Genomic DNA, 15,425 nt, shown 5'->3' on the forward strand with positions numbered 1-15,425 from the left:
CGTCAGAAGCCCGCCGTCACCTTGGTGAAGTCCCAGTCGTTCTGGGCGATGCCGCTGCACGCCGACTGGACGCCGCCGCCGGGGCAGCCCCGGTCGCGGTTGACCGACCAGAACGCCAGGCGCGCGATCTTGTTCGTCTTGGCCCAGTTGGTGATCTGGGTCCAGGTCGAGAGATCGGTCAGCTCCTGCTGGTCGGACAGGCCGTTCATGCCCGAGATGCCGAGGTGGGCGTACGCCGTGGCGTCGGACCACCCGAACGTCGACTTCAGCTTGTCGCGCAGGCCGTTCGCCGCGCTCACCGTGCTGTTGTACATGTTCGCGCCGCCGCCGAAGTCGAACGGCATGATCGTGTACACGTCCACGTTCGCGCCCAGGGCCTTCGACTGGTCGATGAGCCGGTTCCCGTAGTAGTTCGGGCCGGTCGTCGACGTGCCGAAGGTCAGGATCGTCTGGATCCCCGGGTTGTTCTGCTTGACGATCTTCAGCGCGTTCAGGATGCGGTCCTGCACGGCCTCGTTCTCGAACTCGTCGGAGTTCTCGATGTCGATGTCGATCGCCTTCAGCCCGTAGGCGTTGATCACCTGCTGGTAGGCGCCGGCCAGCGCGGCGGGCGTCGAGCAGTTCGGGCCGAGCTTGTTGCCGCTCCAGCCGCCGAACGACGGGACGATCTGGCCGCCCGCCGCCTTGATCTGCGCGATCGCGTTCGCGTCCGCGCTGCCCGAAAGCGGACGGCTGCTGTCCCACGCCGGGTTGCAGCCACCGCTGGCGTTGATGAACGCCATGGTGAACCACTTGATCCCGGTCGCGTTCATCACCGTCTGCGGGTTCGGCGGGCTACCCCAGCCCATGTAGAGGTACGGCGCACCGCGGCCACCCGGCGGGGGCGGTGTGGTGGTCGTCGGCGGGGTCGTCGTCGTAGGAGGCGTCGTGGTCGTGGGGGGTGTGCCCCCGGCGGCGCACGAGCCCCCGTTCAGCTTGCAGTTCGACGGCGCGACGTACGAACCGGAGTACGTCACGTTGAAGCCGAAGCTCGCGCTGGCACCGTTGGCGACGTTGCCGTTCCACGAGTTCTTCACCGTGACGTGCTGGCCGGACGCGGTGTAGCTGCCGTCCCACAGCGACGAGATCTTCGCGCCGCTGGGCAGGTCGAACTCGACGGTCCAGCTCGGCAGCGTCGCGCCCGAGCCGTTGTTGATCGTGTACTTGCCTTCGTACCCGGTGCCCCAGTCGGAGCCCTTGGTGAAGGTCGCGGACACGCCACCCGCCGCGTTCGCCGGCGCGATCACGAACATCGCGCCGATCGTGGCGGCCGCGGCCGCCAGCCCGAGCGCGGGCAACCACCGGCGCCTCACGACAGGCCGTTCTTCATCGCGGTGATGAGCTCGCCGCCGGTGGTGTCCCCGGTCAGCTCCCAGAAGAAGGCGCCGCCGAGACCCTGCTGCTTGGCGTAGGACATCTTCCCGCCGATGGTCGCCGGGGTGTCGTAGCTCCACCAGTTGCTGCCGCACTTGGCGTACGCGGTGCCCGCGAAGGTGCCGGTCGACGGGCAGGTGTTCTTGAGGACCTTGTAGTCCTCGATGCCCTGCTCGTACGTGCCCGGCGCGGGGCCGGTCGCGGTGCCGCCCGGGGTGCTCTGCGTGACGCCGGTCCAGCCGCGGCCGTAGAACCCGATGCCCAGCAACAGCTTGCTCGACGGGACGCCCTTGCTCTTCAGCTTCTGGATGGCCGCGTCGGAGTAGAAGCCAGGGGTCGGGATGCCGGTGAAGTTCGTCAGCGGCGAGTGCGGAGCCGTCGGGCCCTGCGCGGCCCAGGCGCCGAAGTAGTCGTAGGTCATGACGTTGTACCAGTCGACGTACTGCGCGGCGCCGCCGTAGTCCGCGACGTCGAGCTTGCCGCCGTTGCTGCCGTCCGCCGTGATGGCCGAGGTGATCAGGAACGACGAGCCGAACTTCGCCCGCAGCGCGGCCATCAGGTTCTTGTAGGCCGCGGCACCGCTGGTGTCACAGGAAAGGCCGCACGCGTTGGGGTACTCCCAGTCGATGTCGATGCCGTCCCAGATGTCCGCCCAGCGCGGGTCCTTGAGCAGGTTGTAGCAGGACTGCGCGAACGCGGCGGCGTTCTGCGAAGCCTGGCCGAAGCCGCCGGAGTAGGTCCAGCCACCGAACGACCAGATGACCTTGAGGCCCGGGTGCAGCTTCTTCAGCTTGCGCAGCTGGTTGAAGTTGCCCGCGACCGGCTGGTCCCAGGTGTCGGCGACGCCGTCCACGCTGCCCGCGGCGTCGTAGGTCTTCTGGTAGTCGGCGTACGGGTCGTCGTTCGCGGTGCACTGCCCGTTCTTGACGTTGCCGAACGCGTAGTTGATGTGGGTCAGCTTGCTCGCCGAACCCGAGGTCTCGATGTTCTTGACGTGGTAGTTGCGCCCGTAGACGCCCCACTGCACGAAGTAGCCGACGTTCTTCAGCCCACCCGGCTGCGGCGGCGTGGTGGTCGTCGGCGGCGTGGTGGGCGTGGTCGGTGTGGTGGGGGTGGTGGTCGGCTGGGTCGGCGTCGTCGGCGTGGTGGTCGGGGTCCCACCGCCGGCGTCGCACGAACCGCCGTTCAGCTTGCAGTTGGCGGGCGCCGAGTAGGTGCCGGAGTAGCTGACGTTGAAGCCGAAGCTGGCGCTGGCGCCGTTGGCGACGTTGCCGTTCCAGCTGTTCTTGACGGTGACGTGCTGCCCGGACGCGGTGTAGCTGCCGTCCCACAGCGAGGAGATCTTGGCACCGGACGGGAGGTCGAACTCGACCGTCCAGCTCGGCAGCGTCGCGCCGGAGCCGTTGTTGATCGTGTACTTGCCTTCGTACCCGGTGCCCCAGTCGGAGCCCTTGCTGAAGCTGGCCCCGACACCACCGGCGGCGCTCGCCGGCACGGTGACGAGACCGACCGCGATCGCGCCGACCGCGGTGAACAGACCGAGGAGGTGCCATCTCTTTCTGGACATTGCTCTCCCTTGAGCCAGGTGCGGGACGGCGGACACCAACACCGACGGCGGGGACCAGGCCGGTGTTTTGCGCCGTTTCGCGAAAACGGTACGTGGTCCAGACCAATTATGGAAGAACAACTACGCACCGTGCCGAAGGGTGGGTGAGCGGCCCGGAAGGAGGCACCTCACTGGTCTAGTCCAGTTACGGAAAGCAGCCGGAGACCCCGCCCCTCAAAGGCCGCGCGCGGTGATGTCGCCGACCGCGGTCGTCGCGTGGATCGTCAGCTCCGCACCCCCGCTGTTCTTAAGCGAGTTGCGGATCCGGCCGTGGGACGTGCCCGCGTCCAGCGCGGCCGACACCCCGGCCCCGATCTCGATGTCGCCCGCCTCGGTGTGCAGCCGCACCGTGCCGGGGCCGGCTTCGACGACCCGGAGGTCGCCCTTGCTCGTGCGGAGTTCCGCGTCGCCGGTCAGGCGGCCGATCGAGATGTCGCCGGCGCGGGTGGTGACGTGGGCGGTCGCGGCTTCGTCGAGGTCGATCGAGCCGCTTTCCGTCTCGACGACCACCGCACCCAAGCGCCCGACGGCCAGGAATTCGGCGTCGGCCGACTTCAGCTCGACGCGGGAGCCGGTGGGCAGGCCGACCGTCACGTCGATGACGCCGGACAGGCCGAAGTACTGGTTCTTCGCCTGGGCCGTGATCCGCAGGACGCCGTCGCCGTGGTCGACGGTGGTCTGCTCCGCGGCCTTCGCGTCGCGGGGCTTGGCCGCGTCCGCGGGCCGGATCTCGACCGTGGTGTCGGCGCGGTCGGTGGCGACGAACCGGACGCGCGCCGCGGGGACGGTCACGACGGCGGCGATCGGGGCGGGGGTGGGGAACGTGGTCATGGCGGTGTCTCCTGAGCGATCGTGTTCTCTCGGTGTGAGAACGACGATCGCCGGGACCGCTGACACGGCGTGGCCACCGCGCTGACGCGGCTCAGTCAGCGGGCCGCGCGTCGGCGAGGGCGGTGGCGATGAGGGCGACCGTCGGGTCGTCGTCGGCGGCCAGCCGGCGCAGGAGGTCCCGGGGGCCGGGCCCCGGCAGCTCGGCCAGTGCCTGCGCCAGGCGGATCCGCACGGCGGTGTCCGCGGTGAGCTCGGCGGCGAGCGCGGCCAGGATCCGTTCGCCGCACCCGGGGTCGAGCGACAGCGTTCCGAGCACCTCCGACGCCTCGACGTCGTTCGTGCCCTCGACCACCATGCCGACGAGCACCGGCACGGCGGCCGTCACGCCCCGGTTCCCCGCGGCCAGCGCCGCGCGCGTGCGCACGTCCGGGTCCGGGTCGTCGAGCGCGGCGGTGAGCACTTCGGTCGCTTCGTCGCCGGGCAGCGAAGCGATCGCCAGCACCGCGCGGCGCCGGACGTCGGCGTCGGCCGAGCGGATCCCGGCCGCCACGCCCGCCAGTCCGTCGCCGCCCGCCCGCGCCAGCGCCCACCGCAGGGCGCCGGCGACGAACGGGTCGCGTTCGGCGAGGACGGCCTTGGCCAGCAGCTCGGCGGGCAGCGGCACGTCGTCGGCCGGCGCCAGGACGGCCTGCTGCCGGCTCGCCGGGCTGGGCGAATCCAGGCCGTGCAGGAGTTCGATGACGCGCAGCACGCCCTCCCAGCCGAAGGACGCCGAAGCGTCGATCGCCCGCAGGCGGTCGAGGAGCTCGCGTTCCCGCTTCAGCCGTTCTTCGGTCCGCCGGATCAGGTCACCGACCAAAGTGGACGGCGTGAAGGCGGGATCCGCGAGCGCGCGGCCGACCTGCCGCAGCGACAACCCCAGCGAGCGCAGGCCTTCCACGTGGAAGATCCGGCGGATGTCCGCTTCGGAGTATTCGCGGTAGCCGCCGACCGTGCGCCCGGTCGGCCGCACCAGCCCGAGGGAGTCGTAGTGCCGCAGCATCCGCGAACTCACCCCGGACCGGCGGGCCACCTCACCGATCAGCACGCCGTTCCCCCGGCGCGTTCCGGCCCGAGCGCGACGACCCGCTTCGCCTCGTCGACACCCAGGTCGAACCCGGCGTCCGGGTCGCGCAGCAGCTTCCGCGTGGCACGGGCGTGCGCCCGCACCGCGGGATCGAGGCTCGCCAGTCCGGTCCGCAGCGCGTCCTCGGCGACGTCCCCGAGCGCGACGAGCGCCCGGCTGAGGCTCAGCCGCACGGCCCGGTCCCCGCGGCCGAGCTGCGCGGCCAGGTCCACGGCGAGCGCACCCCGCTCGTCCTCGGGCACGAGGACGACGGCAGCCCGCCACGCACTGCGCGCGACCTCCTCGTCGGCGTCGTGCAGCAACGCCCGCGTGATCGACGGCCACACCGCGCGGTCGCCGATCTTGGACAGCGTGTGCAGCGCCTGGCTCCGCGCCTGCGGCCGCTCGGACCGCAGCTCCCCGAGCAGCTTCGGCACGACGACGGCCGCGGGGAGCCGGGTCAGCGCCCAGGTGAGCATGTCGCGCACGAAGAAGTCCGGCTCGACGGCGCACCGCGCAACGAGCGCCCCGACGTCCCCGGGGTCGGCGCGCGTCCCCACCGCCAGCGCGGCCTGCAACCGCGCCGACGAGTTCGCGGCACTCAGCTGTGTCGGGTCCACGGTGACCACCTCCTCCCCGCAGTGAAGAGGTTGTCACAGTGTGAAGGTCAAGCAAGTTGGTGGAAAAAGAAGAAGACCCCCTCTCGCGAGGGGGTCTTCTTGCTGTCTCAACCAGACGTGCGCCCGAAGGGATTCGAACCCCTGACCTTCTGATCCGTAGTCAGATGCTCTATCCAGCTGAGCTACGGGCGCGTGTTCAGTTGTTCTCTTCTAACCTAGCACCCAGCGAACCGGGTACCAGCGGAGGCTCCGGGATTTGAACCCGGGAGGGGGGGTTACCCCCAACCGCATTAGCAGTGCGGCGCCATAGACCAGACTAGGCGAAGCCTCCTGGGCCCAACGACCACTGCTCAGATAGGTTACACACCCCCGGATCACCCCTGAAAGCGACCCCCCTCAGGCCCGTCGCAGCAGCCTGAGCAGGCGTGGCGAGCGCCCGCCGAGGCCTTCCGCCTCGAACGTCGCGATGCCGACGCGGGGCAGTTCGCGGACGCCCGGGTAGACCAGGTAGCGCGGGACCCAGCGGGGCTGGAACTTCGCGTTGAAGCGGTAGAGCGTTTCGATCTGGATCCAGCGCGAGAAGAAGTGCAGGACCTTCGCCGCCGTCTTCGCGACCGGGCCCGCGCCGATGCGCTGGCCCTGTTCCATCAGGGCGCGGAACGCCGCGAAGTTCAGGGAGACCTGGGAAATGCCGTGGCGGCCGGCGGCCAGCAGGAGCTCGGAAATCATCAGCTCGTTGACGCCGTTGTCGGCCGTGCGGTCGCGGCGCATGACGTCCAGCGACAGGCCCGTCGCGCCCCACGGGACGAACTGGAGGACGCCGCGGACGCGGCCGCCCTGCTCGGCCGTCACCAGGACCGAGCTCGGGTCGCCCATGCGACCGAGCGCCATCGAGAAGCCGCGCTCGGTGTCCGTGCCGCGCCAGTTGGCGGCCAGGGCCGTCAGCTCGTCCAGTTCGCCGAAGCGCAGGTCTTCGGCGCGGCGGACCAGCACCTTGTAGCCCGCGCGCTTCGTGCGGGCCGCCGCTTGGCGGACGCCGCGCATGATCCGGCCGTCCAGGGTGAAGCCGTCGACGTCGACGACCGCTTCGTCGCCGATCTCCAGGACTTCCAGGCCGAAGCGGGCCCAGACCGTCGCGCCCAGCTCAGACACGCCCATCGCCGCCGGGACCCAGCCGTTGCGGCGGCAGATCTCCAGGTACTCCTCGATCGCGCCCGGCCAGGCCTCGTGGTCGCCCAGCGGGTCCGCCGAGCAGAGCGCCACGCCCGCGATCACGCGGTAGGTGACCGCGGCCTTGCCCGTGCGGGAGAACACCGCGAACTTGTCGCGCCGCAGCGCGAAGTAGCCGAGGGAGTCCCGCTCGCCGTGCTCGTCCAGCAGCTTGCGGAGGCGGGCGACCTCCTCGTCGCTCAGCCGCGGCGCCGGCTCGGCCGACCGCAGCAGGAAGTACGCCGAGACCAGGACCGCGGCGAGGCCGAACAGCAGGCCGACGGCGGCCGTCATGTCCTCCAGCCACATCTGGTGGAACACCGCGGGCCCGCTGGCGCCGACCAGCGCGAGCGCGGACTCCGCCACCCGGTCGGCGAAGCTCATCGGCTCCAGCACCGCGCGCGAGGCGACCGACAGCAGGATGACGTTGATCACGAACCCGGCCAGCGCCAGCTGCAGGAACACGCGCACCGCGCGCCAGCGGCCGACCACCGGGTCCGGCTTCGCGACGAAGTAGCGGCGGCTCGCGATCAGGCCCACCAGCAGCACGACCGACACCAGCCCGGCGCCGAAGACGTGCCGCAGCCCGAGGTGCGACACCGTGAGCAGCACCGTCGCGCCGACCGCCAGCTGCCAGGCCCGGCGCTTGCGCCGCCGCAGCCCCGCGGCCAGCAGCACCAGCAGCACGCCCGTGACCAACGCCACGGTCGCCGCCGCGACCGTCGCCTCCTGCGGCAGCTCCAGCCACTCCGACAGGCGCCCGCGCAGGTTGCGGCGACCGGCGGGCACCAGGACCGACACGAGCGTCATCAGTCCGGCCAGCCGGGTCACCCAGGTGATCACCCCCACGGTGGTGGCCCCCGCCACCCGCCAGGTGGTCTGCGCGCGAGTACCCGTCACCACCCGTACAACCCGTTGCGGACGATCATGCTTCCCCCATCTAGCCCCCGGCGAGCTCCACGAACGGCGTCAGCGCCGCCGGGTTGGCCAGCGCGTCGCGGCTGACGGCCCGGTCGGGAGCCACACCGGCGAGGATCTTCTTCACCGGTACCTCACACTTCTTACCGTTCAAGGTACGAGGAATCTCGGAAACCACCACGAACCGATCGGGTACATGCCGCGGTGACAGAGCGCTGCGGAGCTCCTTCCGCAGCCGCGGCTCGACCGCTTCGAGCTCGGCACCGCCGGCGAGCACGACGAAGCAGATCAGCTGCCCGTCCTCGTTCCCGGCCGCCGAGGTGTCCACGACCAGCGAGTCCGCGATCTCGTCGTAGCCCTCGACGACCCGGTAGAACTCCGCCGTGCCCATCCGGACGCCGCCGCGGTTGAGGGTCGAGTCGCTGCGGCCGTAGATGACCGCCGAGCCGCGGTTCGTGAGCCGGATCCAGTCGCCGTGGCGCCACAGGCCCGGGTACACCTCGAAGTACGCCTCACGCAGGCGCGAGCCGTCCGGGTCGTTCCAGAAGAACACCGGCATCGACGGCATCGGCTTGGTGATGACGAGCTCGCCGACCTCCTCGACGACGGCGTTGCCCGCCTCGTCGAACGCGTGCACCGCGGCGCCCAGCGCCGGGCACGACAGCTCCCCCAGCCAGACCGGGACGTCGGGGGCGGCCGCGACGAACGCCGCGCACAGGTCGGTGCCGCCGGAGACCGAGCAGATCTGGACGTTCCGCCCGACCTCGTTCACGATCCACCGGAAGCCCTCGACGCTCAGCGGCGCGCCGGTGGAGCCCACCGCGCGCAACGCCGTCAGGTCGTAGCGCTCGGCCGGCTTGATGCCCGCCTTGAGGCAGCTCTGGATGAACGGCGCCGACGTGCCGAAGTAGGTGACGCGGTGCTGCTCGGCCAGGTGCCAGAGCGCGTTCAGGTCCGGGTGGCCCGGGCTGCCGTCGTAGAGCACGATCGTGGTGCCCACCAGCAGGCCCGAGACGAGGAAGTTCCACATCATCCAGCCGGTGGTGCTGAACCAGAAGAACCGGTCGCCCGGCCCGAGGTCGGTCTGCAGCGCAAGGGCCTTGAGGTGCTCGAGGACGATGCCGCCGTGGCCGTGCACGATGCCCTTCGGCAGGCCCGTGGTGCCCGAGGAGTAGAGCACCCACAGCGGGTGCGCGAACTCGACCGGCTCGAACAGCAGCGGCGCGCCCCGGTGCTTCGCGAGCAGCTGAGCCCAGTCGAGCGTGCCGTCCATCCGGCCCTCGCCGACGTACTCGACGAGCACGGTCGCGGCCAGCGACGGCAGCTTCGCCTGCAAATCGGCCACGGTCGTGCGGATGTCGAACTGGCGGCCGTTGTACGCGTAGGCGTTGACGGCGAAGAACAGCTTCGGCTCGATCTGCACGAACCGGTCCGCGACCGCGCGGACGCCGAAGTCGGGCGAGCACGACGACCAGATCGCGCCGATGCTCGCCGCGGCCAGGAACGCGACCAGCGTCTGCGGGCAGTTCGGGGCCAGCGCGACGACCCGGTCGCCCTTGCCGACGCCCAGCTCGAGGAACGCCGCGCGGGCCGCCGCGACCTGCGCACGCAGCTCGCCGTACGTCAGCTGGGTGGCGAGGCCGTCTTCGCGGTGGAAGATCACCGCCGTCTCGTCGTCGCCCTTCGCGGCGCCCGCGACGCCGGGCGTGAGCGCGTGCTCGGCGTAGTTGAGCGTGCCGCCCTCGAACCAGACGGCGTCCGGCATCCCGCCCGAGAGCACCTCACCGGGCCGGTCGTGCCAGCGCACGCCGAGGAAGTCCGCCACCGCCGCCCAGAAGTCCGGGCCGCGCTCGACGGAGAACTCGTGCAGCGAGCGGTAGTCGTCCACCTCGACGCCGCGCTCGGCACGCAGCCACTGGCGGAAGGCTTCGATCTTGGTGTCGGCGACGTGGCGCGGCTCGGGGCGCCACAGGACCTCGGGAGCGTCTGCGGTGTGCGTCACGTCACGAGGGTAATCCCGCTCACCGCAGGTGCGCGTCGAACCAGTTCAGGGTTCGCTGCCACGCCTCCGCGGCCGCGCCGGGGTCGGCGTCGAAGCGGTGGTTCGCGCCCGGGTAGTGGACGACGTTCGTGGCGACCTTCGCCGACGCGGCGGCGTCGCGCAGGCGCTCGACCTCGGCACCGCCCGCCTCGTCGCCGGCGTCGCCGTACATGCCGAGCCACGGGCTGGTGAGCTTCCCGGCGATCTCGACCAGCGCGGGCAGCTCCGCCGCCTGCTGGCCGCCGACGCTGACGGCCGCGCCCAGCTTCCGGTGCGAGGCGACGACGAGGGCCGCGGTGCCGCCGAGGTCGAAGCCCATCACGCCGAGCAGGTCGCCCTGGACGCCGCGTTCGACGAGCCAGGCGAGGGTCAGGTCGGTCGCGTCGAGCAGGTCCTGCTGGGTGAGGCGGTCGTTCTCCAGGTGCGGGGTGACGGTCAGCCACCCCTCCGTGGCCAGGCTGGCGAGCAGCAGCTTCACGCCGTCGGTGACGCCGTCCGCTTCGTGCAGCACCACCAGGCCGCCGCGTAGCGACCCCTCGGGCTCCGAGAAGGTCAGGCGGAGGGTGGGACCGTCGGTGCGCTGGTAGTCCACGGTGCTGGTCGACGTCATTGCGTCACTCAATCACTTCGAGGTGAACGGGAGGAACCCAGTGTGGCAGGAGAGCACGCCGCCGACCGTCTGAAGGGACTCGCGGGGCGGCGGGCGGAAAAGATACGGTGACCGGGTCGTCCCGTCGAATTCCAGGAGCGCCGAAGATGCCGTCCGTGTCCCCGCGTGCCGATCTCGAATCGTTGCCGAAATACGTCCCCGGCCGGACGATCGAAGGCGCGATCAAGCTGGCGAGCAACGAGGTGCCCGGCGGCGCGCTGCCGAGCGTCGCCCAGGCGATCGCCGAGGCCGCGGCCGGGATCAACCGCTACCCGGACACCGGGTCGCAGGCGCTGCGCGAGCGGCTGGCCCGCGACCTGGACGTCCCGGTGGAGCGCGTCGCGATCGGCTGCGGCTCGGTCTCGCTGTGCCAGCAGACGATCCAGGCCGTCTGCGCGCCGGGCGAAGAGGTCATCTTCGGGTGGCGCTCGTTCGAGGCGTACCCGATCGTCACGCAGGTCGCGAACGCCGTCTCGGTGAAGGTGCCGATCACCGAAGGCCAGGAGCTCGACCTGGACGCGATGCTCGCGGCGATCACGGACCAGACGCGGGTCGTCTTCGTCTGCAACCCGAACAACCCGACCGGCACGGCGATCCGCCGCGCCGAGCTCGAGCGGTTCATCGACGCCGTGCCGGAGCACGTGCTGATCGTGCTCGACGAGGCGTACAAGGAGTTCGTCACCGACCCCGAGGTGCCCGACGGCGTCGAGTACACGCGGACGCGCTCGAACGTGATGGTGCTGCGCACGTTCTCGAAGGCGTACGGCCTCGCGGGCCTGCGCGTGGGGTACGCGGTCGCGCCGGAGCCGATCGCGGACGCCCTTCGCCAGGTGTACGTCGCCTTCTCGGTGAACATGCTGGCCCAGGTCGCGGCGCTGGCGTCGCTGGACGCGGCCGACGAGCTGCTGGCGCGCTGCCAGGAGATCGTCGCCGAACGCGGCCGGGTCCGGGACGCGCTGCTCGAAGCCGGCTACCGGGTGCCCGAGACGCAGGCGAACTTCGTCTGGCTGCCCCTCGGTGACCAGGCGGTCCCGTTCGCCGAGCACGCGCTGGACCGCAAGCTCGTGGTGCGCCCGTTCGCCGGCGACGGCGTGCGCGTGACCATCGGGACCCGCGAGGAGAACGACCTGTTCCTGGCCGCGGCCCGCGAGTTCAGTTCGCGAACTGCTTGACGACCAGCTGGACGACGGCGGCGACCCCGATCACGACGATCACGCCGCGCAGCACCGCCGGCGGCAGCTTCCGGCCGATCTTCGCGCCGAGGAAGCCGCCGGCGGTCGACCCCACCGCCAGCCACAGCACGACGGGCCAGCTGATCGGCGCGACGAACGCGTAGATCACCCCGGCGACGACGTTTACGACGGCGGCGAGCACGTTCTTGACGCCGTTGAGCTTCTGCAGCGGCTCGGACAGCAGCATCCCCATGACCGCCATCAGCATCACGCCCTGCGCGGCGGTGAAGTACCCGCCGTAGACGCCGATGAGGAAGATGAAGAACATCAGCAGCGGACCGGCCTTGTGCTCTTCGCCGTTGCCTTCGCGGCGCTTCGCCACCCACTTGGACACCTTCGGCTGCACGATCACGAGGATCACGGCCAGGCCGACGAGCACGGGCACGACGGCTTCGAAGGCGTCCTTCGGCAGCGAGAGCAGCAGGATCGTGCCCCCGATGGCCCCGAGGAACGACGCGGCGGCGAACTTCGCGGTCTGCCGCCAGTAGCCCGTGAGCTCGTGCCGGTACCCCCAGGCCCCGCTGAGCGTCCCGGGCGCGAGCCCGATGGCGTTCGACGTCGTCGCCGTCACCGGCGGATAGCCGAGCGCGACGAGCACGGGGAAGGTCACGAGCGTCCCCGACCCGACGACGGCGTTGATGGTGCCCGCCCAGATCCCGGCGACCACGATGATCGCCGCGTGCCACCACGTCATGAAGCATTCACGTGCGGAGCCTAAGCATCGCGGCGCGGAGCCGCGACGCACACGGGGTCAGATGTGGCAGGCCAGACACTCAGCGCGGCGCGAAGACGCAGAACTCGTTGCCCTCCGGGTCGGCCAGCTGGTCCCAGTCCACATCACCTCCTCGCTCACGGATCAACGTCGCGCCCAGCGCGAGCAGCTCCGACGTCTCGCCGAAGACGTCCAGGTGCATGCGGTTCTTCACCGACTTCGCCTCCGGGACCGGGTTGAGCCAGATCAGCGGGCCCTCGCCGGCCGGGTCGACGATCGGGACCGGCCAGTCTTCCGGGCGCGAATCCCCGGTCAGCGAGTCGCGGCGGACGTAGCCCAGCGCCGCGCACCACCAGTCCGCCAGCGCCTGGTGGTCGTTCGCGTCCAGCGCGAGGTCCTTGAACTTCGCCGTCATGCCGCTCCTTCCGGGACGTGCGCGGGTACCAGCTCCGACACCACCTGCCAGCCGAGCGAGGCGTACAGCCCGCGCCCGGCTTCCGTGGCCAGCAACGCGCTCGACCCGATCCCGGCCGCGGCGCTCAGCTGGTGCATGACCGCCCGGCCCAAACCTCGGCGCCGGTGCTCCGGCTCCGTCTCGATCTTGTCGAACACCGCCACCCCGCCGGCCACCGCGACCCGGCCCCGCGCCGCCGGAGCGCCGTCGAAGGACACCGCCACGTCCCACGCCGGGCCCGAACCCGTCACCGCCACCGCGTACCCGGGCGGCACCGCCACCGCGGGCACCGGCCCCTCGAACGTCATCAAGTACTCCGTCTCCCCTGCCTCCCACTCCGCCGTCAGGCCCGCCAGCACCGCCGCGCGCGGGCCGCACGTCTTCAGCCACGTGCCGGGCGCGGCCACCGTGCGCGCCCGCGACGCCACCGTCGACGGCGAGCGCAGCAGGTAACGCACCCGGTGGCCGGGCAACCCGACGTCGAGACGGTGCCCGTCCGGCTCCTCGACCGGCGCCGCCACCGCCCGCGACACCGCCCAGCCGCGCGCCCACGCCCCCAAGATCTCCACGTCCGCGATCATGACAGCCACCCCCGACAATTCCCGGAGCTGACAGGATGGGCGGCGTGGACACCGAGCAGGTCTGGAGCGCGACCGTGGACCGGCTGCGGTCGCGGATCGACTCCGGCGACCTGCCGCCGGGGTCGCGGCTGCCCGCCGAGCGCGTGCTGTGCGAAGAGCTCGGCATCAGCCGCGGGTCACTGCGGCAAGCGCTGCGCGTCCTCGACTCCATCGGCTACGTCCAGATCCGCGCCGGCTCCGGGACCTACGTGCGCGAACAGCAGGAACAACCCCTGCGCACCTGGTTCACCGAGCACGACCAGCTCGTCGAAAAGCTCTTCGACCTGCGCGCGACCGTCGAGCCGACGCTCGCCGAGCGGCTGGCGAGGCACGCCACCGCGAAGACCGTGAGCCGGCTCGAGGACAACGTCGCCGAGATGGCGCGGGCCGCCCAAGCCGGGGACATGCTGCGCGTGATCGCCACCGACGCCGAGTTCCACCGGGTGATCGCGCAGAACGCGGGCAACGACGACGTCGCCGGGCTGCTGCGCTCGGTCCTCGCACTGGTCGGCGAGGAGCGGCGGGCGGCGCTGCGGCTGCCCGGCCAGATCCGCAAGGCCGTCGACGACCACCGCGCCATCCTCGACGCCGTCCGCCGGTCCGATCCCGCCGCGGCCCGCGAGCTGACCCTCAAGCACCTGCTCGACGCCAAGACCTACGCCCACGACTTCGCCGCCGAGGAGCCCTGATGGAGAAGGTGCGCTTCACCGAGGAAAAGGCCACCATGCTGGCCACCCTCTACGGCCGCGCGCTCGACAGCCGCGAGGCCGACCCGGTGCTCGGCGACCGGGCCGCCGACGAGGCCGTCCAGCAGATCGACTACGACTTCGCGAAGCTCGGCATCACCCGCGACAGCGCCGTGAGCATCGTCCTGCGTGCGAAGCCGATCGACGGCTGGGCCGCCGAATACCTCGCCGAGCACCCGGACGCGGTCGTGCTGCACCTCGGCTGCGGCATGGACACCCGGTTCCAGCGCCTCGCCCCGCCGGAAACCGCGCACTGGTACGACGTCGACTACCCCGAGGTCGTCGAGCTGCGCGAAAAGCTCTACGCGCCGGCGCCGAACCACACGAACATCGGCACTTCGGTCACCGACTTCGGCTGGCTCGGCCAGGTGCCGTCGGACCGGCCCGCGCTGATCGTCGCCGAGGGCCTGACCATGTACCTGACCCCCGAGGACGGCACCGAGCTGATCCGCAGGCTGGTCGCGAAGTTCCCGTCCGGCGAACTCGTCTGCGACCTCTTCAGCAAGCTCGGCATCAAGGCGCAGAAGCTCAACACGCCCGTCCGGCGGGCGAAAGCGACCCTGCGCTGGGGCGTCGACGACCCGCACGAGCTGGAGCGCTACGGCCTCACGCTGGTGTCCTCTTTGGACGCGGCGCACTGGTCCACCCCGGACGTCATGGCCCGGCTCCGGCCGTTCACGCGGTTCCAGCTGCGGACGCTGAAGTACTTCCCGCCGCTGGCGCGGATGGCGCGGCTCGTGCGGTACCGGTTCTAACGGGACTCCAGCACCCGCGCCACGAACTTGTGCAGCTTCTCCTCGAGCCGCGCGACGCGTTCGTCCACCGTGAGCGTCTCGAACGGCTGCGGCACGTCGGACTTCAGCTCGCCGCGCACGTACTGGCAGCACCCGAGGTTCCCGCAGGCGTAGATGCCCAGCGTGTTGCCGTCGCGGCCGGCCTTCCCGGCGCGCTTTCCGGAGAACAGCGTGATGTCGGACAGCCCGTGCGTCGTGGTGCAGAAGCCGCAGATGTTGCTGCGCAGCCGGGACTTCGGCGCGGGCGCCGCGCGCAGGGCGAGCCCGACGACTTCGCCGCCGTGGGGCAGCACGAGGTAGGCGCGCCCCGGCGCCTTGGGGTCGCGCCAGCCGAGGAACTCCCGCTTGTCCCACGGGATTTCCTCGGGCCGGGCGGGCAGTGTCACGCCCTTGGCTTCGCCGCGGGTGCAGTTGACGAACGAGGCCCGGATCTCGTCCTGGCCGAGTGGGTCCATGATCGGCACGGTAACCAGCG

At 71.2% G+C, this 15,425-nt stretch carries 15 protein-coding genes and 2 tRNA genes; 3 read left to right on the forward strand and 14 right to left on the reverse strand.

All coding sequences use genetic code 11. The features are described from left to right. Positions 1-2: 2 nt before the first annotated feature. The 10 genes from EIY87_RS01900 to EIY87_RS01945 form a co-directional block, all read right to left on the reverse strand. On the reverse strand, positions 3-1,352 hold the full coding sequence (locus EIY87_RS01900; RefSeq protein WP_125305896.1) for a cellulose binding domain-containing protein: 1,350 nt from the start codon (positions 1,350-1,352) through the stop codon (positions 3-5). Continuing rightward, a complete protein-coding gene (locus tag EIY87_RS01905; RefSeq protein WP_125305897.1) occupies positions 1,349-2,980 on the reverse strand; it encodes a glycosyl hydrolase family 18 protein in 1,632 nt (543 codons plus the stop codon). The genes EIY87_RS01900 and EIY87_RS01905 overlap by 4 nt, the downstream gene beginning before the upstream one ends. 213 nt (positions 2,981-3,193) lie before the next feature. After that, the gene (locus tag EIY87_RS01910) at positions 3,194-3,850 is read right to left on the reverse strand and encodes a DUF4097 family beta strand repeat-containing protein (RefSeq protein WP_125305898.1); all 657 of its coding nucleotides are present in this window, start codon (positions 3,848-3,850) and stop codon (positions 3,194-3,196) included. A 91-nt stretch (positions 3,851-3,941) separates the two neighbouring features. After that, the gene (locus tag EIY87_RS01915; RefSeq protein WP_125305899.1) at positions 3,942-4,937 is read right to left on the reverse strand and encodes a HEAT repeat domain-containing protein; all 996 of its coding nucleotides are present in this window, start codon (positions 4,935-4,937) and stop codon (positions 3,942-3,944) included. Beyond that, the gene (locus tag EIY87_RS01920; RefSeq protein WP_225439639.1) at positions 4,931-5,575 is read right to left on the reverse strand and encodes a HEAT repeat domain-containing protein; all 645 of its coding nucleotides are present in this window, start codon (positions 5,573-5,575) and stop codon (positions 4,931-4,933) included. Before EIY87_RS01920 ends, EIY87_RS01915 begins: the two co-directional genes overlap by 7 nt. A 118-nt stretch (positions 5,576-5,693) precedes the next feature. Beyond that, positions 5,694-5,767, reverse strand: a tRNA-Arg gene (locus EIY87_RS01925). A 49-nt stretch (positions 5,768-5,816) separates the two neighbouring features. After that, positions 5,817-5,906 (reverse strand) — tRNA-Ser (locus tag EIY87_RS01930). A 65-nt stretch (positions 5,907-5,971) separates the two neighbouring features. Next, positions 5,972-7,687: a phosphatidylglycerol lysyltransferase domain-containing protein gene (locus EIY87_RS01935; RefSeq protein WP_125305901.1), complete on the reverse strand. Its 1,716-nt coding sequence runs from the start codon at positions 7,685-7,687 to the stop codon at positions 5,972-5,974. Positions 7,688-7,724: 37 nt separating this feature from the next. Further along, positions 7,725-9,704, reverse strand: a complete 1,980-nt coding sequence (locus tag EIY87_RS01940) for an acetoacetate--CoA ligase (RefSeq protein WP_125305902.1) — start codon at positions 9,702-9,704, stop codon at positions 7,725-7,727. 19 nt (positions 9,705-9,723) lie between these two features. After that, positions 9,724-10,353 (reverse strand): dienelactone hydrolase family protein, encoded by a 630-nt coding sequence (locus tag EIY87_RS01945; RefSeq protein WP_125305903.1) that lies wholly within the window; start codon positions 10,351-10,353, stop codon positions 9,724-9,726. Positions 10,354-10,499: 146 nt separating this feature from the next. Between EIY87_RS01945 and hisC the strand changes: the two genes are divergently transcribed. After that, entirely contained in the window at positions 10,500-11,564 is a 1,065-nt protein-coding gene (hisC, locus tag EIY87_RS01950) for a histidinol-phosphate transaminase (RefSeq protein ID WP_125305904.1), read from the forward strand. Here hisC and EIY87_RS01955 read toward each other — a convergent pair. From EIY87_RS01955 to EIY87_RS01965, 3 genes are all read right to left on the reverse strand, one after another. Then, the gene (locus tag EIY87_RS01955; protein WP_125305905.1) at positions 11,545-12,318 is read right to left on the reverse strand and encodes a sulfite exporter TauE/SafE family protein; all 774 of its coding nucleotides are present in this window, start codon (positions 12,316-12,318) and stop codon (positions 11,545-11,547) included. The genes hisC and EIY87_RS01955 overlap by 20 nt on opposite strands. Before the next feature lie 79 nt (positions 12,319-12,397). Then, positions 12,398-12,751, reverse strand: a complete 354-nt coding sequence (locus EIY87_RS01960) for a VOC family protein (protein ID WP_125305906.1) — start codon at positions 12,749-12,751, stop codon at positions 12,398-12,400. After that, positions 12,748-13,371 carry a GNAT family N-acetyltransferase gene (locus EIY87_RS01965; RefSeq protein ID WP_125305907.1) on the reverse strand — a complete coding sequence of 208 codons (624 nt, stop codon included), beginning with the start codon at positions 13,369-13,371 and terminating at the stop codon, positions 12,748-12,750. The genes EIY87_RS01960 and EIY87_RS01965 overlap by 4 nt, the downstream gene beginning before the upstream one ends. A gap of 44 nt (positions 13,372-13,415) precedes the next feature. Here EIY87_RS01965 and EIY87_RS01970 point away from each other — a divergent pair, with 44 nt between their 5' ends. Both EIY87_RS01970 and EIY87_RS01975 read left to right on the forward strand, forming a co-directional pair. Next, positions 13,416-14,099, forward strand: a complete 684-nt coding sequence (locus EIY87_RS01970; RefSeq protein WP_125305908.1) for a FadR/GntR family transcriptional regulator — start codon at positions 13,416-13,418, stop codon at positions 14,097-14,099. Continuing rightward, a complete protein-coding gene (locus EIY87_RS01975; RefSeq protein WP_125305909.1) occupies positions 14,099-14,911 on the forward strand; it encodes a class I SAM-dependent methyltransferase in 813 nt (270 codons plus the stop codon). The genes EIY87_RS01970 and EIY87_RS01975 overlap by 1 nt, the downstream gene beginning before the upstream one ends. Here EIY87_RS01975 and EIY87_RS01980 read toward each other — a convergent pair. Beyond that, positions 14,908-15,405: an FBP domain-containing protein gene (locus tag EIY87_RS01980; protein ID WP_125305910.1), complete on the reverse strand. Its 498-nt coding sequence runs from the start codon at positions 15,403-15,405 to the stop codon at positions 14,908-14,910. The two genes, EIY87_RS01975 and EIY87_RS01980, sit on opposite strands and share 4 nt — an antisense overlap. Positions 15,406-15,425 lie beyond the last annotated feature (20 nt).

The organism is Amycolatopsis eburnea (assembly GCF_003937945.1).
Taxonomy (GTDB): Bacteria; Actinomycetota; Actinomycetes; order Mycobacteriales; family Pseudonocardiaceae; genus Amycolatopsis; species Amycolatopsis eburnea.